This window comes from Vibrio aerogenes, from assembly GCF_024346755.1.
GTDB classification, from domain to species: Bacteria; Pseudomonadota; Gammaproteobacteria; order Enterobacterales; family Vibrionaceae; genus Vibrio; species Vibrio aerogenes.
On record NZ_AP024861.1, the window covers coordinates 1,741,366 to 1,766,429 of the forward strand.

The window sequence follows — 25,064 nt, forward strand, 5'->3', positions numbered from 1 at the left end:
ATGTCTCAATAGCTGGTTTCAAGTGCACGGATAATTGTGCTGCTGTTATATTCGCTGTTCAGGCATTGACTCAGCATTTTTTGTAGTTCAGCTTTACTGGTTGGCTTTGTCAGGCGGCCATCCATCAACTCCTGAATCAGCTGCAACTCTTTTTCACCTGACTCGCCGGATAAGGCAATCACCGGTGTATCCGGTGAAAGAGCTTTTATCTCTGTTGTCGCTTCAAAGCCGTTCATAACCGGCATTTGGATATCCATGATGACTAAATCCACCTGATTATGACGGAAAATATCCAGCGCCGTTTTACCGTTATCTGCATGCAGGATCTGATAGCCAAGCTGTTGAACAAACAGCTGAACCAGTGTGCGTTGCATTTTATTATCATCGACGACCAGAATCGTTTTTTCTTTGGCGCGGTGATGAACATCAGGCTCCGGATTATCTGCCGGAATGTTATTTTCATCGCCTTCCTGCCCTGCTTCATCCACTGAGGCTTCCAGAGGCAGGGAAGGGAAAATTAAGTGGAACTCAGTATATTGTCCATATTGAGAATAGCATTCAATTGTGCCGCCAAAAGAATTCATCACCCGCTTACAATAACTTAGCCCGAGGCCGCTTCCACCCTGCTTGTGGTAGCTGTAAAAATCTTCAAAGATTTGTTTCAGTACATGTTCGGGAATCCCGGGCCCGGTATCTCTGAAGATCACTTTATTCTGTTGCAGGCTCTGGTGAGTACTGATTTCCAGAGTGCTGGCCGGATAGGCTTCAAAATAGTAAATCGCATTTCTGAGCAGGTTGAATACGACAAAATTAAATAGTGTATCATTCGCCCGGACAGTGAAATCATGTCCGGTATGAAGGTGAACTCTGGAGCGAATGGCTTTTGATTCAAATCCAAATTGATTCATTGCCTGCAATAATAACCGGCTAATTGAAGAGACAGTCATGGACTCCTGCGCCAGAGGGGAGTGAGAAACTTCCCGCAGAATCATATTGATCAGTTGCTTGCCGCGGCCGATGGTTAACTTTCCCTGATTGATTTCATCCGTCAGGACTTCTCTGGGCCGCTGATCATCGATCTTAATCTGTAACTTTTCAAAATGGAGCTGGAGCTGAGTGAGCGGGTTGCGCATTTCGTGGGCAATAGAATGGGCTAAAGATTGCGCCTGCTTAAGCTGGAGATCGGCATTAATATAGAATTGAGCTTCTCTGAATACTTTTTTTAATGCTGTGATTTCTTCTGCTGAAAATAACTTACCATTGTTTTTATGGGTTGAGATAAGGTAATGAGAGACCGTATCAGCACTGTTAAACATTGGCATAATAAAAGCGGCATCATTTTGATTCATTTTTTTATGCAGTTTATTTAATGTCTCTTTTCCTTTGGTTGTATTAATTTTGTCTAATAATTCTTCCAGAATCAGAATGTCATTATTTTTCGAAAAATAACGATCAAATAGTTCGTTATCGGGTGATTTTTTTACCAGCTGCATTCTGTTTTCAGGAACATTTAACAGATGGGCTAATTTTTCCAGAGCATCATGAGGTGATGTTTTAAATTCATCGATGAGTTGATGAATTTTTTCTGATGGTGTTTGATTGGATCGATAAAATATTAAACTAATATATGGCTTTACCTGTATAAGAATTGTTTTCCAAACTAATCCAGTAATTAGTGTATATAAAATGATTATATTAAAATGATTGCGATCTATCGTGATAATTGTTACTAGAGGTAAAAAAAGTATTATTCCAGTGATAATATTTGATAGTAGGAAATATAGCATGTATCTACTGCTATAAAACCGAGATGTAACTAATGCATATCCCATAAAAATCATTTCAGTTACAGACATCACAGGGGGTAGCCATGTTAAAGAAAAATCACCAAAAAATACAGCTACTAATCCTTGTATAATGGCCATGGATGTCATAAATATAATCATTCCCATGATCATATAATTTACTTTGGCTTTTTTTAGTTGATTGCTGTTATTTCTAATAGATAATAAATTAAAAAATGTAAGTGATATTAAATAAATTATCATTAATATAAATATCTTGCCATGATGACCAAACTGTAGAGTGAAGTCACTGACATTACGTATATAAACATGTTGTACTGTTAAACTTGGAATAATATTTACTAGCAAAGCATAAAGAGATAATATAAAAGATATGAAGTATACTTTTATCGATACTGGTATTTTAGTATATTGTTGCTTAACTTTACATGAAAATAAATAGGCAGATAGACATGTGAAAAAAGCTGATATATTGGCAATAATAGCCATTGTCTTAGCTATTATCTCTGGATTCTTGATTAAATATCCAGTATGGAAATAGGTATTTGATAAGACCCAAACAAGTATACTGATAGAATAATAGAAATAGTAAACATAAAATGAATTCAATATTTTCACATGACTGGATTTTAGACGAATAAATATATGAGATATCCATAAAATAATGAGTAATGCAACTATAATAAGCTCAATTGCTTTAGGGTACATTAAAATGTTATCGATTATACTGTCCATAAATGTTATCTCAGCTATCCGAAGTTGGTTTTAAATTCCTTTTTTGTAAGTAGTATATCCTCTTATATTCTTTATAACTATATTTATTAAACTCATTACATAGGTTTTCAATAAGCCATAAACCTTTATGTGTCAGTTTTCCGGTGTCACAGAGATCCTTTACACCAATATGTAGAAAGTTATTATTACCTAATTTATTATAAAATGCTAGTGCCATTTCTTGCTCGAATACCACAAATGCAAGTGCAATGTTTTTTTTATTTAGTTGCTTAAGAATGTTTTTTTGTGTTAAATAAAGTATATATGATTTTTCAAATATATTTCCACTTACTGTAAGTCGAATGACTTCACATATACGGCTTTTATCTGATATTATATTTATAAGGCTCTCTTCAAAAGTTTTAATTGTATTAAAGGTACATTCTTTATTTTTATCAATAGATATAATATTTTCTATATGTGATTTTATTTTCTTGTCAGAGCATAATTTCCATGATGATTGAAAAAAAGGTGAAAAGAATAACCATTTATTTTTGTCATTCCATAGATTTATTTTAGCAGTTGATACAATTAAATTGAGCTTTTCCACTTTAGTGGGTAATGACATAATGAAGTGTGTTCCGTAAGAGGACATGTCTAAAGAAAATAATATTTCATACCATTTTTTTTCTTTTATACACGTGTATAGATTAATAATTAATAATGCATCTGATAGTCTCATTGGGAATGGTTCATATAATGTTAGGTATAAAGAGTGATTTGAATGAACATCAGAAATTATCTCACTACTGTAACTCTCTTCATTGTAATTAAATTTTTCAACTTGTATTATATTATCGATACTATATTTTTTTTGTATTTGATAAATTTCAAATTCGCACCAAAATTCAGCGAGATTATCAAATAGTTGTAATGCTTCAGTCTCAATTTTTAATTCGTGTTTGGATAAAGAATGCTCATCTATTTTATCTGGAAGAAGTTGATATTCTGGTGAACCTAATTTATGAGCAAGATTGAAATTGCGTATCCCAGGTATGAATATATCAAATTGTTTGATACGGGTCGTAAGTATACGACTGATAAAGTGTCTGGTACTAGTTGTAGCAAGCATGGCTACTTCTCTAAAAAGACCTAATTTTTTCTGTTCCAGATCGAAATTATCTTCAAGTTCTTTAGTGACTAATGTCCGATTCATCATAACCTTTTTGATGTTATAGATAATATCTGACGATAATATCACTTTGGTTGTATATCGACGAGTGGAAAAGTGTGCTGTTTCGCAGGAATGCGAACTTTTTTATTCTGAATGGCGTTTTATCCGGCGATTTAACGTCCATCTCATTGAAATGACACCACGTTAACAGACGATAGCATTGCTGGTTGATTCGCAGAAGCGAACCCTGAAAGTGAGTCTTTTATGTTTTTGCCGGTGATTGACTTTACGATATTTTATGATGAACCAAGTTGAAAACTATGGGTTGAAACACTGTCAATGACCCGTTTGATGATATATATGAGGCATATCATTGATCTGGATAAAATAAAAATAATTGATAGAAAATACTGGTTAAACCAGTGATATAATTAGAGTTTTTATTTACCGGATTTGATCTGGATTACGCTCCTCAAGCATGAATATGCTACCATGCGACCAATTCGAAAATATCTGAATTGCTTCTCTTGATATGGTTCACTTGATATGGATCGTGGGATGAATGATTTGCTTTTGCTATTTTTAGTTGGTGTCAGGCTGAGTGTATCAGAAGCCGCAGATGGGTAAAAATTGAGGATGTTGATGATAAATATCATAATCGATGGCAGGCAATATCAGGTTGAGCCAAACCAGTCGTTGCTGAGCGCCGCAGAAGCTTGTGGCATTGAGATACCATCATTGTGTGGCAGTGATGGTCTTTCGGGCTGCTGTCTGTGCGAAGTTGAGGTAAAAAATTCCGGTACGGTAAAAGCTTGTGAGACATCTCCGGCTGAAGGGATGTCTGTTATCACATCATCACCAGCTTTGTCGCGCCGCCGAAAACAGAATCTGGAAGACATTCTGTCACGTCCTGATATCAATTGTGCGGTGCCTCCTTGTCAACAGGCATGTCCGGCGTTGGTTGATATTCAGTCGTACCTGTATTTCATTTCCCGGGGTGACAATGCAAAAGCCGTTGATGTGATCCGGAAAACGTTGCCGATGCCACTTTCTATCGGACGGGTTTGTCCGGCCTTCTGTGAAGCTAAATGTTTACGTAATCAAGTGGATGAGCCTTTAGCGATTCGTTTTCTCAAGCGCCATGCCGCAGACAAGGTGCTCAGTGGCAGTCACCCACTTGTTCCTCAGCCTAAACCTGAAAAGAAAAAGCATATTGCGATTGTTGGTGCAGGTCCGGGGGGATTGAGTTGCGGGTACTTTCTGACCAATGAAGGCTATGCGGTGACGGTGTTTGAGGCGATGCCAAAAGCCGGTGGGTGGCTGCGTTACGGGATTCCTGAATACCGCTTACCGAAAGCAATCCTGGATAAAGAAATTGATATCATGTGCACGAACGGGATGAAAATTGAATTAAACCAGCGGCTTGGTTCTGACTTTTCTCTCTCCGCTCTCAGCCAGGATTATGATGCGGTCTGTTTAGCGATTGGTGCATCTCAGGCCAGTGAAATGAATTATCCCGGCAGCGAGTTACCCGGTTGTTTTCTTGGTGTTGATTTTCTGAAAGATCAAATCATGGAGAAGCAGTTTGCTGTGGGTAAAAAGGTCGCCGTGATTGGTGGCGGCAATACGGCGATTGATTGTGCCAGAACCGCGTTGCGATTAGGCGCTGATACCACGCTGATTTATCGCCGGACCAGAGAAGAAATGCCGGCAGAAACCTATGAAATTGAAGAAGCTGAACATGAAGGTGTCCATTTTTATTTTCTGACCAATCCGGTGGAAAATATCGCGGATGAAACGGGCAGGGTTTGTCAGGTAAAACTCGAAAAAATGGCATTGGGTGAGCCTGATGCTTCAGGGCGGCGGAGACCCCGTCCAACCGGCGAGTTTTTTATGGATGAATTTGATACCGTGATTGCCGCTGTTTCTCAGAAGACCGATATGAGCTTCATTGAGAATGAAAATAAACTCGAATTGCCGCTGACCCGGTGGAATACATTGACGACTGACAACGACAGTATGTTCACCGGTGTGGCAAATATCTTTGGTATCGGAGATTTCAGACGCGGGCCGGCAACAGCGGTTGAAGCGATTGCTGATGGACGCCGGGCGGCACAGGGAATTGATGCTTTCCTTGGCGGAGACATGGAAAAGCTGTACACAGACTCTTTTCATTCAAGAAATGTTGACCGGATTCATTTGGTTCGTGCTCAGCATGCAGATAAGCTGAAAGATGTCATCAGAAACCGGATGGGTCGTCAACCCGATAAAGAGGTTGAACAGGCGCTGCAGAAGTTCTTCCGGGCCAGAATGCCTTCACTACCTCTGGATGAATGTAAGCATACATTTGCAGAAGTCGAACTTGGTCTTTCCGGGCAGGCTGCAATGACAGAAGCACAACGGTGCCTGAGTTGCGGCTGTATGGATGGGAATGCGTGTAAACTACGCCGGTATGCAACAGACTATCAGGTGGATAAGTTAAAAATACAGCAACATCATCCGTAATTTTTGGGGATGCAGGTATGTTGAAGCTATAAACATGTTGAAGCTATAAAAATGAAAATGCCGCCTGATATTTTGGCGGCATTTTTATGTCAACAATATTTCTATATCAAGAATAATGTTTTCACCTGCGACAATCAGGAATCTTTTTTGCAGGTTTCTTTCGTCAGGTATTGATCCACCATCAACTGACCTCTGGGATTGCGCATTTTAATCCGGTAGCTGATACCTGCATCAAGATTGGCCTTTGTTTCCTTTTGCTGACAAAACTCTTTGGTACTTTGACTGAGCACAGTCTGAATTGGCTTGGCTCCGGTTTCACTTTCGTTGTAAATCATCATCAGTTCAATTGTTTTACCGTTAGCGCTTGCCCTCATAATCGATAAAGGCCCGGATTTAACCGGTAATTTGGACTGGATGATATTGGCACGATTGGTAGCCAGCAGATTGAGCTGGTCTTCCTGATTGGTGTTGCTGCTACATCCGAATAGAGCGGTCGTTAAGCCGAGTGCGATGATTAATTTATTCATAATTAGAATACTTTTTTAAATGGTTTGACAATGACAGACTGGTAAACCCCAGCTTTGAGGTAAGGGTCAGTATCCGCCCATGCTTGTGCTTCTTCAAGTGACGGGAATTCGGCGATCACAGTTGAGCCGGTAAATCCTGCCTCACCAGGATTTTCAGCATCAATTGCCGGCATCGGTCCCGCTGTCAGCAAACGCCCTTCATTCCGGAGTTGCTCTAACCGTTCCAGGTGTTGCGGGCGAGCATTCATCCTTTTTTCCAAAGAGTTTTCAATATCTTGAGAAAAGATTACATACCACATTTCAATATCCTTATGCAAAAAAAGATCAACTGACCCTTACTTCTGTCCCATAAATAAAACAACAGGGTGATAGTTTTGTTGTTAGTCTGCCGTAATAAGCGATGGCTGTGATGAATGAAATCAGTTTATGCACGCGCATGTGTGTCCCGGACAATCGCTCTGGGCCGTCCGTTACTGTCTATCGCAACATAATTAAACGTTGCCTGACATACCTGGTAACGTTCATCGACGCCCTGCTCGTGAACAGGTTTTACCCAAACCTCAAGTTCGATTGACATGGAGCTGCGGCCAATGCGTGCACATTCACCATAGCAGCAGACCACGTCACCAACCCGGACTGGTTTCTGAAATGTGATACTGGAGACAGATACGGTGACGATCCGTCCGTGTGAGATTTCTTTAGCAAGAATTCCGCCAGCTAAATCAAGCTGAGACATAATCCATCCACCAAAGATATCGCCATTCGCATTCGTATCCGCTGGCATAGCAAGAGTGCGGGAGAGAAGCTGGCCTTTTGGTGTGTTTACTTCTTTAGTCATGCTTTATTGTTCACTGTTTGTACTTTTCGGGAGTTTTGTATAGATATAAAAACCGGTGAGGACGGTATAGAGCAGGGTGGCAATCAGCAGGCCGAAGACCTTAAAGTTAACCCAGACGTCCAGAGGAAGACGAAAGGCAACATAAACATTGATTGCAGCACATGCTGTGAAAAAGCCAACCCAGGCCCAGTTGATTTTCGACCAGACATGATCAGGGAGCTCAATTTCTTTACCCAGCATACTTTTAATCGCTGATTTACCCATCAGGTGGCTCGCTGCCAGGCCAATAGCGAAAATCAGGTAGATAATCGTCACTTTCCATTTGATGAAGTTGTCATCATGCAGGAAAATCGTCATTCCGCCAAACACAGCGACCAGCACAAAAGTGATCAGCTGCATCTTTTCGACTTTTTTAAACCAAAACCAGGTAACAACAATCTGAAGTGCAGTCGCGATAATCAAAGCACCGGTTGCAACATAAATATCATAGAATTTGTAGAGTGCAAAAAAGACTATCAGGGGAATAAAGTCAATCAGCTGTTTCATAGTCAGGTTTATCCTTAATTAATATTCCCGACAGTCTATCTAAATTTGACGATGAGCTGAATAGCCTTTGTCTGGTAATCTGTGATTTTATGTCTGTGTGGTCGTTTTAAAATGTTACGTCTGTTGTCTGATACTCATTCCGGCAACGAAAAGAGCCACAGCGGACTGTGGCTCTTTTCGTTGATTCTGTTAATCGTGTTTTCAGAACGATCAACCTTCCTGTTCTGCGATGGCCGGCTCTTCAGAAGAAACGGGTTCATCACCAATCAGTGCATCAACAATCACAGCACAGGCTGCGTCACCGGTGATATTCAGCGCTGTACGGATCATGTCAAAAATCCGGTCCAGAGCAAACAGAAGGGGTAACCCATCAATAGGGATACCGGCGGCAAGCAGCACTGCAACGACCAGAAATGAAGGGCCCGGTACGCCAGCCTGACCAACTGCACCCAGTGTTGCTGTCAGGATAATTGCAATATAGGCACCAATGCCCAAATCAACCTGGAATAACTGTGCAAAGAAGACGGCAACCAATCCGTAATAAATTGCGTTACCGGACATATTGATGGTTGCTCCCAGTGGCAAAACAAACGACGCTGTAGAGTTTCTGACGCCCAGCTCATTCTCTGTGACATCCATCGTCACGGGTAGCGTTGCCATCGAAGAGGCTGTAGACAGGGCAACAGCCTGTGGTTTTTTCATCACAGAGATAAACTTTCGGGCAGAGGTTTTGGTAAAAATCTGAATCATCAGCGGGTAAACAACAAAACCGAAAATCAGGATAGCAGCGACGTAGACAACAAAAAGTTTAAAGACGACGGTCAACGCACTGAAACCAAATGTGCCTACTGCTTCAGCCATCAGCCCAAACACACCAATTGGCGCAATGACCATGACTTTATTAATCATCCATACCATGGCATCCACAATGGTATTGACACCATTCATGAGCGGTACACGTTTTTCTTCACTTTGTCTGGATAATGCAATACCAAAGAACAGGCAGAAGACCAGAATTTGCAGGATATTGGCATTATTTAAAGCCTGAAAAACGTTGGTTGGGATCATGCCGATAACAGTCGCCCAAAAAGTAGGCAGTTCACCTTTAGATGCATATTCAGTGGAGAACATGCCTTCAACGCTTGATACGTTTACACCGATACCGGGTTGAAAAATCTGACCCATGATCAGCGCGAGCGCGACGGCGAGAGCTGAAGTTACTGCAAAATAGCCGAGGGTAATTCCGCCGACTTTTCCGGCAGAATGGCTGTTGCCCAGTCCGGCTGCACCTGAGATTAAGGCAACGGCGACCAGAGGGATCACCAGCATCTTAATCAGGTTGATAAATATTGCACCGAGCGGTGAAAACATTGCCGCATCATGTCCCATGGCTCCTCCGATCACGGAACCTAAGATCATCGCAATCACGACCTGAACACCAATGTTCGATAGCATATTCTTTTCTTTTAACACTTCCATAACCCCTGTGTTATAAAATTTTAAATTCCTGGTTTAAATCTCTAACATTTAGAGATTCAATGGATAATTATTCCAGATGTGTTTTTACACTGATATGTTAAGCCGATCAAGGTAAAGCCGGATAAAATGTGTCGTTGGCATGAAAAAAAACGCAAACGTTTGGCTGCCATATGCGTCTCAATGCTTTTTGATTATTTATCCGGTTTTTGTGGGATTTTTTTCATGAAAACAGTATGTGTATTCAATCGTTTTTGTGAATAAAAACGGCTTCATTACTGAAGCCGTCGTTAGGGTGGGATGTGGATTGGTAATGAATATTTATTTTAGTGTGGCTTGTTTCATTTCAGACACAAATGCTTTGAGTTTTTCAGTGAGTACCGCGCTGTCAGCCTGATTAGATTCGATAATTTTGACGACGGCTGAGCCTGAAATTGCACCGGCAGCACCTGAATCCAGTGCTTGTTTGACCTGAGATGGTTCAGAAATACCGAAACCGAGCAGGGCGGGTGGTGCATTATACTGTTTGAGTGATGCCAGAAGTGAGTCGATCGGCATGTTTGCTTTGGTTTCTGTGCCGGTGACGCCACCACGGGAAAGCAGATAAGTATAGCCCTGGCTCAAAGTCGCAACAGATTTCAGCATGGCTTCATCGGCAGTTGGCGGGGCAATGAAAATAGGGGCGATGTTATATTTCTCAGCCGCTTCGACAAACACCTGGCCTTCATTAGTCGGTACATCGGCAATCAGAACGGAGTCAACACCGGCTTGCTGACATTGCTGGTAGAAATGATCGATACCCCGCGCATAAACCAGATTCGCGTACATCAATAAACCGATGGGCAGGTCAGGGTATAATTCGCGCATTTTTGCGATCAGAGAAAAGCAGATGTCTGGTGTGGTGCCGGCATCAAGGGCCCGGATATTGGCTCCCTGAATGGTCGGACCGTCCGCTGAAGGATCAGAAAAAGGCATGCCCAGTTCCAGCGCATCCGCACCCCCTTCGGCTAATGCTTTCATCACTTCGAATGACGTTTCCGGATCAGGGTCGCCAATCGTGACAAATGGCACAAATGCGCCCTGGTTTTTTTCCGCAAGCTGTTGAAATAGTTTTTCGTAGCGGCTCATTACAGCTCTCCTTTTTCTTCCAGAATTTTGTGGACAGTGAAGATGTCTTTATCTCCTCGTCCGGATAAGTTGACGATTAAAACCTGTTCTTTTTCCGGTTCAGCTTGTGCCATTTTGAGGGCATGTGCCAGGGCATGAGAAGATTCCAGAGCGCCGATAATGCCTTCATGACGGGCCAGTTCTTTAAAGGCATCCAGTGCTTCATCGTCAGTGATGTTGACATATTCGGCTCTGCCGGTTGCATTTAGATGGGCATGCTGTGGACCGACAGACGGAAAATCAAGTCCGGCGGAAACGGAGTAAGATTCTTCTACCTGACCATTTTCATCTTGCATCAGAGGCGCTTTCATCCCGAAGAAGATACCGGTTTTGCCATGTTTTAGTGGTGCGCCGTGCATCGGTGTGTCAATTCCCTTACCACCAGGCTCTACACCAATCAGACGAACATCTTTTTCATCAATAAAATCAGCGAACATGCCAATGGCGTTGGAACCTCCGCCGACACAGGCGATGACTGCATCCGGCAGACTGCCTTCCCGGGCAAGAATCTGATTTTTGGTTTCTTCGCCAATAATGCGCTGGAATTCGCGGACAATCGTCGGGAATGGGTGAGGCCCGGCCGCAGTGCCCAGCAAATAGTGCGCGGTTTCATAAGAGGCTGACCAGTCACGCAAGGCTTCATTGCAGGCATCTTTCAGCGTGGAAGACCCTGAATGAACCGGAATGACTTCTGCTCCCATCAGGCGCATTCTGAATACATTCGGACTTTGGCGTTCAACATCTTTTGCGCCCATATACACCCGGCATTTCAGATCCATCAGTGCACAGGCGATGGCCGTTGCAACACCATGTTGTCCGGCGCCTGTTTCGGCAATGATTTCGGTTTTTCCCATGCGTTTGGCCAGCAAGACCTGTCCGAGAACCTGATTGGTCTTATGGGCACCACCGTGAAGTAAATCTTCACGTTTCAGATAAAGTTTGGTTTTGGTACCTTTCACCAGATTACGTGTCAGTGTTAATGCCGTTGGGCGTCCGGCATATTCCTGAAGTAAGGACATGAATTCAGACCGAAATTCAGGGTCCTGCTGTGCATCAATGAATGCCTGTTCCAGCTGATCAAGTGCCGGAACTAAGATCTGGGGAACGTATTGTCCTCCGTATTCGCCGAAATATGCGTCTAATTTAGACATAGCTGTGATTCCTTGTAATTCGTTAACTGCTTTTGTTGCGATGGTGTTCAGTAATTTCGGATTTGCTGAAAAGCCTGTTGTATTTTTTCAGGGTCTTTTAAACCGGGTGCAGATTCAACACCTGAGTTGAAGTCTAATCCGGTGCAGCCGAGAGATGCGGCCTGTTGAGCATTATCAGGAGATAATCCGCCTGCCAGCATCACGTCTTTTGTCCGGGAGAGTTGCGTCCAGTCGAACGTTAAGCCGGTTCCGCCGGACTGATTGCCGGATTTTGTGTCGTACAGGTGACGGTCTGTGTGATGTTCAAGCGGCTCGGGGATATTTTCTCCTTCTCCGACACCATACGCTTTCCATATCGCGATTGATTTATCGAGGACGCTGCGAAGCAGGTTGACGTAGGCCTGATCTTCGTGACCGTGCAGCTGAACTGCACTCAGAGAAAGCTGATGGGCAATCTCACCTATCGTCTCCACTGGCATATCGCGAAAGACACCCACATATTTTAGCGGGGCTGCTGCGATCACTGTTCTGGCTTGCTCCGGGGTGACATAACGTGGTGAGGCTTTGACAAAAATCAGTCCGCCATAGACAGCGCCTGCCTGCCAGACCTGCGCCGCATCCTGGGCACGGGTCAGACCACATACCTTATTTTCACCCAATGTGACCCGGCGAACTGCCAGCTCAAGGTCTTCCTCTGCCATTAAGGAGCTGCCAATTAAAAAACCGTTGGCGTATTGTGATAAATCCCGGACCTGTTGGTTGGTATAAATTCCTGACTCGGAAATGATGGTGATACCTTCCGGTATTTTAGGTGCCAGTTGCCTGGTGCGGTCCAGATCTGTGGTTAAATCACGCAGATTCCGGTTGTTAATCCCGATCACTTTGGCTTCCAGAGCAAGAGCGCGTTCCAGTTCTGCTTCATTGCTGACTTCTGTCAGTACGCCCATATTTAATGAGTGCGCCACATCGGCCATTTCACGGTAAGCTTCGTCGTCTAACACCGACAGCATCAGCAAAATCGCATCGGCACCATAGTATCGGGCAAGGCTGACCTGATAAGGGGCCAGCATAAAATCTTTACATAAAACCGGTTGGGTGACCTGATTGCGTATCCGTGGTAAGAATTCAAGATTGCCCTGAAAATATTTTTCGTCAGTCAATACCGAAATCGCATTTGCGTGGTTGCGGTAAACGGAAGCGATTTCATCAAGGTTAAAATCTTCGCGGATCAATCCTTTTGACGGAGAGGCTTTCTTACATTCCAGAATAAAGGCAGTCTTACCGGTATTCAGTGCGTCATAGAAACTCCGGTCGGATGGAGAAAGTTCATCCTTAAATGTTGCCAGTGGCTGTGCGGCCATCCGTGCTTCCAGCCAGCATTTTTTGTCTTTGACGATCCGGGTCAGTACTTCTGCCATGTCGGTATGCCGGGTGGAAATATGTTCTGAGAGTTGCTTGTCCATGTGATAATTACCCTTGCGCTGCAAGTTGTTTAACCAGGTGAAATGCCTGACCGGTTTGCATCACATCCATTGCTTTCGCGGCATTTTGTTTCAGGTCTTCCTGACCAAAGAGACGCAATAGTAGCGCAACATTGACAGCAACCGCAGACATTTGTGGTTCAGAGCCTCTGCCGGTCAGAATATTTTCTATAATCAGACGATTTTCCTCCGGTGTACCGCCTTCAATTGATGACAGCGGGAAGGTATTCAGGCCAAAATCGTCAGGAGTGAGTGTATAGCGTGTGATTTGCTGATTGTGTATCTCTGCAACCTGTGTTTCACCATGGATGGCGACTTCATCGAGCCCTGAGCCATGAACAACAGCCGCGCGTTTCATTCCCATCTTCAGCATGGTTTCTGCAATGGGCTGAATTAAAGCCGGGTCATACACACCCATCAGTTCAATATTTGGCCGGGCCGGGTTAATTAACGGACCAAGAATGTTAAAAATGGTTCTGGTTTTTAATGTCTGGCGAACCGGCATTGCATGGCGGACACCGCCGTGATACTGGGGCGCGAACAAGAAAGCGACGCCCAGTTCATCCACCGCTTTACGGGTATTTTCCGGAGTCATTGCCAGATTGATGCCAAAGGCATCCAGCAAATCGGACGAGCCGGATTTACTGGAGACGCTGCGGTTACCGTGTTTTGCGACTTTTACGCCGCAACCGGCAGCAACGAATGCGGCTGTTGTCGAAATATTAATGGTATTGGCGCCATCGCCACCGGTTCCGACAATGTCTGCAAAGTCATAATCAGGCCGGGGGAAAGCGACGGCATTATCCAGTAATGCCTGTGCAGCACCGGATATTTCCTCCGGGGTTTCGCCTTTGATTTTCAGCGCTGTCAGTAATGCAGCCATCAGGATCGGGTCCATTTCACCGCGGATAATCTGTTCAAATAACCGGTATGATTCCTGCTGTGTCAGCGATGTTTGCGCATACAGTTTATCAATAATTGCTTGCATGATGTTGTCCCTATAAATTCTGTTCAGTCGACATATTCGAAATGAGAAGCAGCAGATTACTGCAGTGCCCAGACGATGGTATTTTCCAGCAACTGTGCGCCGTGGGTTGTCATAATTGACTCCGGATGGAACTGAAACCCGCAGACTTTATCCTGTTCATGAATTACGGACATGACCAACCCGTCAACTTCTGCTGTAACGGTCAGACTGTCGGGAACCTCTGTTGCGACCAGAGAGTGATATCTGGCAATTGTCAGCGGCGAGGGTAAGTCCTGATAAACCTGATGGGGCTGATAGGTCATCATTGAGATTTTTCCGTGTACAATTTCACCAGCACCCGCGACGGTCCCCCCATAAGCTTCCACGATCGCCTGATGGCCCAGACAGATACCAATGATTGGGACTTCACCTTTCAGGGTCTGAAGCAGCTCGGGCACAGAGCCCGCTTCTGAAGGAATACCGGGGCCGGGTGATAATACGACAACGGGTGTATCTGCTTCCCGGACTGCCGATATAATCCGGGAGGCTTGAATCTGGTTACGATAAACCGTGACCTGATGACCCAGAGAGCGGAATTGATCAACCAGGTTATAAGTAAACGAATCGAAATTGTCGATAAAGATAATGTGAGCCATGGTTCTGATCCTTTATTTACCTGATGAAAGCGTGTGTGCGGTTTGAATTGCTGAAATGACAGCCTGAGCTTTATTCCGGGTTTCATCCGCTTCGGCCTGTGGATCGGAATCGTAAACAATACCAGCACCGGCCTGTACATTCGCAACACCATTTTCAACATAGGCTGAGCGAATGACGATACAGGTATCGAGATCACCTTCACCAGTGAGATAACCAACGGCACCGCCATAGCTGCCGCGACGTTCTTTTTCTACAGAGCGAATCAGTTGCATTGCCCTGATTTTAGGTGCACCGGTCAGTGTGCCCATATTCATACATGCCTGATAAGCGTGTAAGGCATCCAGATCTGAACGTAACTGGCCAATCACTCTGGATACAAGATGCATGACATGGCTGTAACGATCGACTTTCAGCAAATCGGCAACATGTCTTGAACCGGCTTCAGCGATGCGGGCGACATCATTCCGGGCCAGATCAACCAGCATCATATGTTCAGCGTTTTCTTTCCGGTCACAGCGCAGGTCCAGCTCAATACGGCCATCCAGATCCAGATTAATTGAACCATCCGGATTTTTGCCCCGTTGACGTGTCCCGGCAATCGGATAGATTTCAATCTGGTTTGTGCTTTGATCATATTTCAGGGCACTTTCCGGAGAGGCGCCAAACAAAGTGAATCTTTCATCCTGCATGTAAAACATATAAGGACTTGGATTGTTATCTTTGAGCTTTTTATAGGCCGTCAGTGGGGAAGGGCAAGGCAGACTGAATGTCCGGGACGGCACAACCTGAAAAATATCTCCCCGGACAATATAGCCTTTCAGATCTTCAACAATGTCACAATATGCCTGATCGGAAATCGAAGGGGTGACATCTTCAGAGCTGGGTGGCAGCACTTTGGGCAGTTCTTTTAAATCTTCACACTGATGACTGATGTCGCTGAGCCTTGCCGTGATTTTTTCTTCCGTGCTGGTCACCGGATTAAACAGGGTGCCGCGAACCTGGCAGGTTTGTGTCTGGTGGTCCACAATCATGAGTGTTTCAGCTACGTAGAAAACATAATCGGGACACTTGTTTTTACCTTCGACATCACCCAGTGGTTCAAAATTTGCCACTAAATCATAGGCAAAAACGCCGCCCAGAAAAATGGCGTATCGATCAAGGCCTGTCCGGTCAAAGCTGTGCTGAACCAGGCGCAGTGCATCAAAGGAGGAAGATTCGCGTAACCGGCTGTCTTCGTCCAGTGTCAGGTCCGGAGCCGAAAAGAAAAGAGACAATTCATGCGCCGTCTGTTCGGTTTGGATTTCCGTTTTAATATTTTTTGCCAGATGGCTGATCAAAGCCTGACCATTTTCTGTCAGGGCCTGAAAGGTGACTTTGTGTCCTGTACATATGATCCGCACTGCGGCATCGATGAGCAGTAAGCTTTTTAAATTTGCTTTTGAATCAATTTCTGCGGATTCAAGCAGTAAGCTGTCCGTCTTTTTTTCACACAGCGTATGAAACAGAACCGTTGGATCTGCGTGATAAGGCATATTTTTCGTGAGCAGGCGGATATTGCCTAATTTATTAATATGTATGGTGTTATTCATTTGATAACCCTTAAGTTCCTGACATCACATGGTTTAGCCGTGGTGATGTATTGCTGAACATTGTTATATTTTGCTGAACATTGTTATATTTCGGTGAAATTCGTTGTTTGCTTCTGGAGTCTGTTGCCGGGGTTTAGCCCATAAAACAAAAAAGCCCGCAAATTGCGGGCTTCTCAATGGGGTCAGATCGAAAGGCAGCCCGCCGTAAGAACAGGGTAATACGCCACCAGCTACTCATCAGACTGGAGGTCGTCATATGTGCATGTGTATATTTCAGATTCATCATGAATTCCTGTAACATGGTGCGGCCTGTATTGGTTTCTGTGTATTCATTTATGTAATTGCGTACTAGTAAACTAGTTCGGTAGTAAAAAGTCAAGCCTTTTGTGGGTAAAAATAAAAATGAAAATAGATTTACATAGCCATACCACCGCTTCTGATGGTCGATTGTCGCCGGAAGCTTTGGTTGACAGGGCCATTGAGCATCGCATTGATGTTCTGGCGATCACCGATCATGATTGTGTGGATGGTTTAGTGCGGGCGTCGCAATATATCCACGAACATCAGCTTTCACTCTGTCTGATTCATGGTATTGAATTCTCGACGGTCTGGCAGAATAAAGATATTCATATTGTCGGATTAAATATCGACCCACAGCATCCTGCATTGCTTGCGTTAATTCAGGCGCAGCGGGCACGACGCCAGGAGCGGGCCCGTTTGATCGCCAGCCGGCTGGAGAAAGCAACCCGTCCGGGAGTGTTTGATGAGGTTTCTGCGATAGCTGGTGATGCGATGGTGACCCGTGGACACTTTGCCATGTGGCTGGTAGAAAACGGCTACGTTAAGTCGATGCAGCAGGTGTTCAAAAAATATCTGAGCAGAAACTGTCCGGGTTATGTGCCGCCTGACTGGTGCTCAATGAATGAAGCGATCGAAGCGATTCATATGGCAGGCGGACAGGCTGTTCTGGCGCATCCAGGACGGTATCAGTTGAGCGCTAAGTGGCTGAAACGTTTAGTTGAAGCATTTCGTGATGCTGGCGGTGATGCGATGGAAGTTGCTCAGCCACAACAAGGAACGCAGGAAAGGCGCAATTTGGTTAATAATGCGCTACACTACGGCCTGTTAGCGTCTCAGGGGAGCGATTTCCACTATCCATCTCCCTGGCTGGATTTAGGCCGAAATCTGTGGTTGCCTTCTGATATTGAACCTGTATGGAAAGATTGGGATTTTTTCCCATTTGTAAGCGTCGTTAATGACGAGGAGTCGTAATGAGCCAGTATTTTTATGTCCATCCTGAAAACCCGCAGGCCCGGTTGATTAACCAGGCGGTTGCTATTGTACGAAATGGTGGGGTGATTGTTTACCCGACAGACTCAGGGTATGCATTAGGATGTCAGCTGGAAAATAAATCCGCTTTGGAACAAATTTGCCGGATCCGGCATTTGAATGATAAACACAATTTTACGCTGTTGTGCAGAGACCTGTCAGAGTTATCCTTGTATGCCCGTGTTGATAATACCGCGTTTCGTCTGTTGAGAAATAATACGCCCGGACCTTATACCTTTATCTTTAAAGGCACAAAAGAGGTGCCAAGACGCCTGATGAATCCCAAAAGAAAAACCATTGGCATCCGGGTTCCGGATAACCGGATTGCACTGGATTTGCTGGAAGCTCTGGGCGAACCTCTTATGTCAACATCATTAATTCTGCCTGGTAAAGAAGTGACTGAATCTGATCCGGAAGAAATCCGCGATTCACTGGAGCATTCTGTGGATGTGATTCTCAATGGTGGCTATCTGGGAGAACAACCGACAACTGTGATTGATTTTAGTGAGGGTGAAATGATCGTGCAGCGACTTGGGGCGGGAGATCCGGCACCATTTGAATTGTGATGCTGAGTCGTTATATTCAACCGGTTAACTAACTATTTTTATACACTATAGCGAATCAAAACAGATGCTTTTTCACTTGTGATTTGAGATAATGCGCGGCCGCGGTAAAAGGCCGTATTTTTATTCGACGTCTGAGAAGACGACACAGCAAGGTAAATCAATGAGCGAAAAGTTACAAAAGGTTTTAGCAAGAGCTGGCCATGGCTCGCGTCGTGAGCTGGAAACACTGATCCGTGCCGGACGGGTGAGTGTCGATGGTAAAGTTGCAATTTTGGGTGAGCGTCTGGAAGATGAAGATGCGACAGTCCGGATTGATGGACATACTGTTTCTGTTAAAGCACATGAAGAAGTAATTTGCCGCGTCCTTGCTTATTACAAACCTGAAGGGGAACTATGTACCCGCCATGATCCGGAAGGGCGACGAACCGTCTTTGACCGGTTGCCGAAAATCCGGGGCTCCAGATGGGTTTCCATCGGGCGACTGGATGCCAATACTTCAGGATTGCTGTTGTTTACCACTGATGGTGAATTAGCCAACCGGCTGATGCACCCAAGTCGTCAGGTTGAACGGGAATATCTTGTCCGTGTCTTTGGCGATGTGACTGAAGAGATGATTAAAAACCTGGTCAATGGTGTCGCACTCGAAGATGGGGAAGCCCGATTTGAAGACATTGTGTATGCGGGTGGTGAAGGGATGAATCATACCTTCTATGTTGTCATTAATGAAGGTCGTAACCGGGAAGTTCGCCGGTTGTGGGAATCTCAGGGAACTACGGTTAGTCGTCTGAAGCGGGTTCGTTATGGAGATATCTTCCTGGATAAAGCATTGCCTCGTGGTGGCTGGGTTGAGCTGAGCCTGAAAGAGGTGAATTACTTACGCGAACTGGTGGAATTAAGGCCAGAGCAGCGTACGATGATTGATGTATCTAAAGATAATACATCCCGCAAGCGGGAGCGCTCAAGAAGCCAGAAGATTCGCCGGGCGGTGAAACGTCACGAAGAACGTATTTCAAGTCCCAAGGGAAGGGGCGTTAAAGGACGCTCGTTGAAAAGAACGTAATGATTTCCTCTACTCATATTGTTTAAATAATAAAGGGCGATTGTTTTATCGCCCTTTATTATTTTTATTTAAAGATAAATTTATTATTAAAAGATCATACTTTTGGAATAAGAATATATATTTTATTGATAAATTGAATTTTTTAAAAAATAGTGTTTTATTTTTTCTTCAACTCAGATACATTGTACTTGTTTTGAACGGTGTTCAAATTAAATGCAATTTAATCTGATAAGGAAATAACATGAAATACTTAAAACTGGCATTATTACCCCTTTCTTTAACTGTTGCTGGTTCCGTTTTTGCCGGTCAGTGGTCAGATCCTGTCCGGGTGACCGGGTTTGATACGCAGAATGAGATTGTTTCTTTCTCTAAACAGCTCCTGAATATAGTCTGTGAAAGTACCGGACAAATTGCGACTTATGCACCATCTGTTGCTGGTAACACAATCGATGATTTCACAAAAACACTGATGCTTGAATCATTTAAGAATGATCAATATATCTCAGTATATATCGATTCGTGCCGCTCTGATGGTGTGGCTTATATTACAGGCGTGAAAACATCGGCAACGCCTTCTGATGATTTTGATCCTGATGCGCCTGTTTCTGACCCGGATTTGTAAGAATATTTAGTCGCTGTGATAAGGTGCAATGATAGATTGCACCTTTTGACGATAATGTCGCGGAAGGTTATTCATCTGCCAGACCGATCAGTGTCAGCATGGCGTTGGGGACTTCAACGATGGGTGGCAGCCATGCTAATTCCCCTGTCTTTTGATTGACTCTGAAAATAACGACAGAGTTGCTGAATTCTCCCGTGACAAACATCCACTGTCCATCAGGTGTTAAGGTGATATTCCTGCAAGACGGTGTGTAGGCCGGCTCGCTGGCCATGAGTTTTAACTCTCCTGTTTTCTGATGAATTGAAAATACAGAAATCACCGCAACCCCTCGGTTCAGAACATATAAAAAGCGACCTGAAGGGTGAATTGTCAGGTCTGAGGCATTGTACATCTCCTCCGAACATGTTTGTCCTGTCACGTGTTTTTGGCCCGTGAGACTATCCAAAATTTCCTGAATACATAGCTTTTCCTGAATACATGACTTTTCCTGAATATATTGTGTTTCCTGAATATATAGCTTGCCTGTGCGGGTGTCGCATCGATAGCGGCTAATACCGGGCCGGAGTTCATGGGTCACATAAACAATATCGAGTGAAGGGTGAAAAGCTATATGTCTTGGTCCTGAACCCGGAGCCACAGAGATTTGCTGCTGGCAAAGAAGCTTGCCAGAAATCGGGTGACGCTGATACACGCTAATCTCATCACGGCCTAAATCAGTGATGTATACAGCGTCATTTTTTGGGTTGCATCCAATCCAGTGTGGATGAGGGGAAGTCTGACGTCCGGGATGCAAACTATGGCCTGTAAAGTGAATTTCGTGCCGGGTTCCGCTGAGATGGCCGGAGTCATCTAATGGATAAATCCCTGCTTTGCCGCTGGTATAGTAAGCGACGAGCAGAAACTTTCCCTCACAATCAATGCTGCAATGCGCTGCACCTGCCGGTACATCGATTTGATTCAATAAAGAGAGTTCACCCCCCTTCGCTAGACCGTAAGCATGAATTTGTCCAAAACCTTCTCCCCGGAGTACTGCATATAAAACAGGATGCTTTGGGTGTTGAGTGAGGTATGTGACGCTCAGTGGCGCCGTGACGACTGATTGATGTATATGATTTAAAGCTTGTGTTTGTGATGAAAAGTCAGCGGAAAAAATCCCTGTTTTTCCGGCTGCTATCCAGCAGCGGTAATTTTTTCTTTCAGCCGAAGGGTAAGGTTGGTGACAGTACATTCTGTGTTGAGCCATTTCCTGATTGACCGGATATGATTATGTTGCCGGAAATTGCGCTAAAGTTGAAGTGGAATATATCTCTATCCGGGGGGCGTTTGTCTATACCTGAACTAAAGAGAGTTTGATGAATTTTGAATCACCAGAAACCCATATTTTAATGATAGAAGTAAAATTTATCCGGTGGTTTTTTTGTGATTTTTACTTTAATTTCAGATATTAATAATACAATGTTTTATTCTCTCTGATACAATCTCTTTTTTAAATGAACAATGTTTTATTTTTTATTGTTCAGTATTGATTTATTATTTATTTCACAAAGGAAAACAAAATGAAATCAGCTAAGTATGTACTAATCCCTTTACTTTTTACATTCGCAACTTCTGCATTTGCCGGAGAATGGACGGATAAATTAACGGTTACCAGTGTGTCTGAATACATTGATCCACAAACAGGAGGAGGGGATGCTGAAGTGTCTTTCAAGTCCTCACCAACAACGACTGCTTGTCCTGTCACGGCCAAAAGTTTGACTATTGCTAAGGAGTATTCTGATGAATATTCACAAAAAATGTCTGACAAGCTGACGAAAGCGTTAACGCACCACAAAAAAGTACAGGTGTATACGGATTGTCGCTATGGAGATGCTGCTATTTATGGTGTCAAAATCACAAATGATTTTGCGCTTTAAACTTTCTGACTTTCGTTCAAAATCGTGTCGTTCAACGTGATGTTGAAACTGTTGAATATAAAAAGTGCAACCAGTATTGGTTGCACTTTTTTACGTGTGAAGCTTTACTTCTCTGTCGGGAAATCAGAGATCAAGCTGAATGGTTTTAGTGGTTGAAGCACCCTCGTTATCTGTCACCGTCAGTAAAACATTGTATTGTCCGTGAGAAGTGAAAGTTTTTGAGAAAGACTGACCATGTTTGACTTCACCATCAGGCAATGTCCACTGGGTATCAACGATACGACCGCCTTGATCCCAGCTGGTAGACCACATTGAAACTTTCAGGTTATGTGCGACATATCTGGCCTGAGCGACTGGCGCTTTATTGGGATCTGTTACTGTGACCCATCGATTGAGTGTCTTGGTGGCACCCTGATCATCTGTCACAGTCAAAGTTACCCGATAAGTCCCTTTTTGTGCATATGTCCAGGTTGGCGATTCTTCAGAACTGGTCTGTCCGTTACTGAAATCCCAATGATAGCTGACAATCTTACCGTCGCTGTCTGAACTCAGGTTTGTTGCAGTGACGGTCAGATCGTTTACTTTCAGATCAAATGCTGCCTCTGGGGCCGTATTCGGTGTCGATGTTCTTGAAATTTTGATTAATCCATATTCATCATTTTCACCTTGTTCCAGCACATCAATTTGTAAACCCAGCTCTAATAATAAACGGCCGGCGTCTGGCTGTTCCGGATCACTGTAGTCTTTACTATCAGCAAAGTCAGGCGTTGCAATCAGACTGCTGTCTTCAAGGATATCCCCACTACTGTTCTTCAATGTAAGCGGGGCCTGATCTTTCAGAGAAAATGCTGCATCACGTACCTGATAACGGGTTTGTGCTGCGGTGCCGCTGTCAGCCCAGACCAGGGCATTCTGGTCTGCATCCACCACACCGATCCAGCCTTTGCCCGGATGCTCTCCGACCCAGTTGTCAGTCAGCGATTCATCCACGTACCAAATTAGCAGACCGGGTTCGAAGGACATGATTTGGCCACCAAATCGATTGATGTGACCCAAACCAGCATCAACGCCGTTATGACTTCGCCATTGCAACAGATAGTAATGATCTGCCAGATGGTATCCATTGTTCAGACGGAACCCATCGAAGGTAAAGCTTGGTGTACTTTCAGCGTCATCAATCACGGTTGTTACGCCGTCCGCATCCAGTGCAAGGTTGTCCAGATAGAAACCGGCCATTGCCAGACCGCCATCGGTGATATATTCAAAACCAAGTTCAATTTCTTGTCCGGCCCACTGAGATAAATCGAATTCAGCATCGACCCAGCCATCAGATTTTCCTGAAATTGCCGGGACCAGTCCGGTTGTTTGTGGGTCATCCATCGTGGTGATATTACCGGTGATAGACTGACCATTGACTGTCACCCGGGCAAAATCGTAATCTTTTTCGATTTGATACCATGCTTTAAACTTCAGCGTGACTTTGGATGCCGCCGGGATGGTGAAAGTCCGGGTCATCTTATTGTTCAGGCTGTCCCCTTTATCTGAATAGAAATCATACTTGCCTTCATAGGGTGGCAGATCTTCGATTTGTTTTTGGGGCAGGGGGATTTTGATCAGATTCTGATGATCGGTGTCGGTTGTCTGACTGAGCTTAATGACTTTTGCGTGTTTATTTAACGCATCAAGTGAGATTTCCGTATCGTCGGTCCAGTTGCCACCAACGGCATCCTGCAGGAATGCTTTACACCATGCTGAGAAGGATGTTGGTTCTGTTCCCGGAACAGTTCCTCCCCAACTGCCTGAGGACATGATAGACCAGTAGGAAACAGGTTCACCTCTACCGGTATATTGCGTGTCATATTCATCCGGCAGTCCCAGATCATGGCCGTATTCGTGCGAGCAAACGCCTGCTGCAGCATCAATTGGCTGCATTGTATAATCGTAAGCCGCATATTGCCCGTCAAAACGTCCGGGAACTGTACTCTGAGTGCCTTTCAGGACGTAGAACTGACCCAGATTATGACGGTGTGACCAGATTGCGTCTTCTCCAAGCGCACCACCACCTGCTTCTTCCCCCACTGAAGAGTGGAAAACCATCAGGTGATCGATGACGCCATCCGGTTCCCGGTAATCGCCGTCATTGTCGTAGTCATAACGATCTTCAATATCATAATCTGCCAAATTTATATTTGGATCTTTTGCAAGTTGGTCAAGTGCTTCCCGAACCAGTTGCTGTGGGTTGAGATCATTACCGCCTGATGCAGTGTGACCACCATAGTATGCGGCATTGTGAGAGGCGTGATACCAGCCCATCACCTGACCGGATACACCATAGCTGTCGCCCGACTCCTGATGATAGTACTGACGCATTGAAATCAGATTCTGGCCATCCGGACCTGTGTAGCCTGAATCAGAAAACAGCAGCTTTTGATAGTGATCGGGTGTGTAGCTTTGATAGAACATGTCAGTTAACTCTGGGGTTAACTGATTATCATCCCATGGTAAATCAGGAAAATCGATGAGTAATGCAAGTACTTTATCGTTACGCTTTTTACTGATATCCAGTGCAAAAACATTCAATTTGTTGCGGCCATTTCCAGCCTTCATCGCTTTCAGAACTTTTGCCCGGTTCAGCAGTGCTTTTTTGTCAAGTTGGGCATCACCTTTAAAGCCATGATTAATTTTTTTTGCGAGGTATTTTCTTAATGCTTCATGTTTGACCGCATCTGATGCGTGACTGTCAACAACACCTGTACGAACAAGCATTTCAATCAGCTTTTCCTCATTCACAACGCCCATATCTGCAGGCGCATTTGCGTGAACATAACTACTGACACCAAAACAGGTCATCATTGCCGTTGCCAGCAATGTTTTCCTCATTTTTATCATTTTATTATCCTTCTTTATTGTGTTTACTATAGCCAACAATGCCCGTTATTCCGGAATGAATAATTAAATAAGCAAGGCTTCGTTGTAT

Annotated in this window: 21 protein-coding genes; 6 read left to right on the top strand and 15 right to left on the bottom strand. The window is 44.2% G+C overall.

The annotated features are described in order from the left end of the window. Nucleotides 1-5 precede the first annotated feature (5 nt). Both OCV29_RS07765 and OCV29_RS07770 read right to left on the bottom strand, forming a co-directional pair. Nucleotides 6-2,540 carry a hybrid sensor histidine kinase/response regulator gene (locus tag OCV29_RS07765; protein ID WP_073605852.1) on the bottom strand — a complete coding sequence of 845 codons (2,535 nt, stop codon included), beginning with the start codon at nucleotides 2,538-2,540 and terminating at the stop codon, nucleotides 6-8. 10 nt (nucleotides 2,541-2,550) lie between these two features. Then, complete coding sequence (locus OCV29_RS07770; RefSeq protein ID WP_139281703.1) at nucleotides 2,551-3,738, bottom strand: acyl-homoserine-lactone synthase; 1,188 nt, start codon at nucleotides 3,736-3,738, stop codon at nucleotides 2,551-2,553. 597 nt (nucleotides 3,739-4,335) lie between these two features. Here OCV29_RS07770 and OCV29_RS07775 point away from each other — a divergent pair. Beyond that, nucleotides 4,336-6,198: an FAD-dependent oxidoreductase gene (locus tag OCV29_RS07775; protein WP_073605854.1), complete on the top strand. Its 1,863-nt coding sequence runs from the start codon at nucleotides 4,336-4,338 to the stop codon at nucleotides 6,196-6,198. 134 nt (nucleotides 6,199-6,332) lie between these two features. Here the strand turns inward: OCV29_RS07775 and OCV29_RS07780 are convergent, their stop codons facing one another. The 11 genes from OCV29_RS07780 to OCV29_RS07830 all read right to left on the bottom strand — a co-directional run bounded on the left by OCV29_RS07780 (nucleotide 6,333) and on the right by OCV29_RS07830 (nucleotide 16,597). Beyond that, entirely contained in the window at nucleotides 6,333-6,725 is a 393-nt protein-coding gene (locus tag OCV29_RS07780) for a GspS/AspS pilotin family protein (protein ID WP_073605855.1), read from the bottom strand. Between the two features lie 2 nt (nucleotides 6,726-6,727). Continuing rightward, nucleotides 6,728-7,024, bottom strand: coding sequence for a YciI family protein (locus OCV29_RS07785; RefSeq protein WP_073605856.1), 297 nt, complete (start codon nucleotides 7,022-7,024; stop codon nucleotides 6,728-6,730). A gap of 125 nt (nucleotides 7,025-7,149) precedes the next feature. Then, nucleotides 7,150-7,563 (bottom strand): acyl-CoA thioester hydrolase YciA, encoded by a 414-nt coding sequence (gene yciA / locus OCV29_RS07790; RefSeq protein WP_073605857.1) that lies wholly within the window; start codon nucleotides 7,561-7,563, stop codon nucleotides 7,150-7,152. Between the two features lie 3 nt (nucleotides 7,564-7,566). Then, nucleotides 7,567-8,109 (bottom strand): septation protein A, encoded by a 543-nt coding sequence (locus tag OCV29_RS07795; protein WP_073605858.1) that lies wholly within the window; start codon nucleotides 8,107-8,109, stop codon nucleotides 7,567-7,569. A gap of 210 nt (nucleotides 8,110-8,319) precedes the next feature. Then, a complete protein-coding gene (locus OCV29_RS07800; protein ID WP_073605859.1) occupies nucleotides 8,320-9,588 on the bottom strand; it encodes a dicarboxylate/amino acid:cation symporter in 1,269 nt (422 codons plus the stop codon). Between the two features lie 318 nt (nucleotides 9,589-9,906). After that, a complete protein-coding gene (trpA, locus tag OCV29_RS07805) occupies nucleotides 9,907-10,713 on the bottom strand; it encodes a tryptophan synthase subunit alpha (RefSeq protein WP_073605860.1) in 807 nt (268 codons plus the stop codon). Continuing rightward, nucleotides 10,713-11,903, bottom strand: coding sequence for a tryptophan synthase subunit beta (gene trpB / locus OCV29_RS07810; RefSeq protein ID WP_073605861.1), 1,191 nt, complete (start codon nucleotides 11,901-11,903; stop codon nucleotides 10,713-10,715). The genes trpA and trpB overlap by 1 nt, the downstream gene beginning before the upstream one ends. Nucleotides 11,904-11,950: 47 nt before the next feature. Then, nucleotides 11,951-13,366, bottom strand: coding sequence for a bifunctional indole-3-glycerol-phosphate synthase TrpC/phosphoribosylanthranilate isomerase TrpF (gene trpCF / locus OCV29_RS07815; protein WP_073605862.1), 1,416 nt, complete (start codon nucleotides 13,364-13,366; stop codon nucleotides 11,951-11,953). A gap of 7 nt (nucleotides 13,367-13,373) precedes the next feature. Next, the gene (trpD, locus tag OCV29_RS07820; protein WP_073605863.1) at nucleotides 13,374-14,372 is read right to left on the bottom strand and encodes an anthranilate phosphoribosyltransferase; all 999 of its coding nucleotides are present in this window, start codon (nucleotides 14,370-14,372) and stop codon (nucleotides 13,374-13,376) included. 56 nt (nucleotides 14,373-14,428) lie between these two features. Continuing rightward, complete coding sequence (locus OCV29_RS07825) at nucleotides 14,429-15,007, bottom strand: aminodeoxychorismate/anthranilate synthase component II (protein WP_073605864.1); 579 nt, start codon at nucleotides 15,005-15,007, stop codon at nucleotides 14,429-14,431. Between the two features lie 12 nt (nucleotides 15,008-15,019). Continuing rightward, complete coding sequence (locus OCV29_RS07830; protein WP_073605865.1) at nucleotides 15,020-16,597, bottom strand: anthranilate synthase component 1; 1,578 nt, start codon at nucleotides 16,595-16,597, stop codon at nucleotides 15,020-15,022. A 402-nt stretch (nucleotides 16,598-16,999) separates the two neighbouring features. On the opposite strand from OCV29_RS07830, the gene rnm reads away from it, so the two are divergent. The 4 genes from rnm (at nucleotide 17,000) to OCV29_RS07850 (ending at nucleotide 20,174) form a co-directional block, all read left to right on the top strand. Further along, a complete protein-coding gene (gene rnm / locus OCV29_RS07835; RefSeq protein WP_073605866.1) occupies nucleotides 17,000-17,869 on the top strand; it encodes an RNase RNM in 870 nt (289 codons plus the stop codon). Further along, nucleotides 17,869-18,492 (top strand): L-threonylcarbamoyladenylate synthase, encoded by a 624-nt coding sequence (locus OCV29_RS07840; RefSeq protein WP_073605867.1) that lies wholly within the window; start codon nucleotides 17,869-17,871, stop codon nucleotides 18,490-18,492. Before rnm ends, OCV29_RS07840 begins: the two co-directional genes overlap by 1 nt. Before the next feature lie 160 nt (nucleotides 18,493-18,652). Further along, nucleotides 18,653-19,552, top strand: a complete 900-nt coding sequence (gene rluB, locus OCV29_RS07845; protein WP_073605868.1) for a 23S rRNA pseudouridine(2605) synthase RluB — start codon at nucleotides 18,653-18,655, stop codon at nucleotides 19,550-19,552. A 241-nt stretch (nucleotides 19,553-19,793) separates the two neighbouring features. After that, on the top strand, nucleotides 19,794-20,174 hold the full coding sequence (locus tag OCV29_RS07850; RefSeq protein WP_073605869.1) for a hypothetical protein: 381 nt from the start codon (nucleotides 19,794-19,796) through the stop codon (nucleotides 20,172-20,174). Between the two features lie 67 nt (nucleotides 20,175-20,241). Here OCV29_RS07850 and OCV29_RS07855 read toward each other — a convergent pair whose 3' ends face one another. After that, nucleotides 20,242-21,417 (bottom strand): lactonase family protein, encoded by a 1,176-nt coding sequence (locus OCV29_RS07855; RefSeq protein WP_084193505.1) that lies wholly within the window; start codon nucleotides 21,415-21,417, stop codon nucleotides 20,242-20,244. A 313-nt stretch (nucleotides 21,418-21,730) separates the two neighbouring features. Here OCV29_RS07855 and OCV29_RS07860 point away from each other — a divergent pair, with 313 nt between their 5' ends. Next, nucleotides 21,731-22,087: a hypothetical protein gene (locus OCV29_RS07860; protein WP_073605871.1), complete on the top strand. Its 357-nt coding sequence runs from the start codon at nucleotides 21,731-21,733 to the stop codon at nucleotides 22,085-22,087. 123 nt (nucleotides 22,088-22,210) lie between these two features. Here OCV29_RS07860 and OCV29_RS07865 read toward each other — a convergent pair whose 3' ends face one another. Continuing rightward, nucleotides 22,211-24,976: an immune inhibitor A domain-containing protein gene (locus tag OCV29_RS07865; RefSeq protein WP_073605872.1), complete on the bottom strand. Its 2,766-nt coding sequence runs from the start codon at nucleotides 24,974-24,976 to the stop codon at nucleotides 22,211-22,213. Nucleotides 24,977-25,064: the final 88 nt, after the last annotated feature.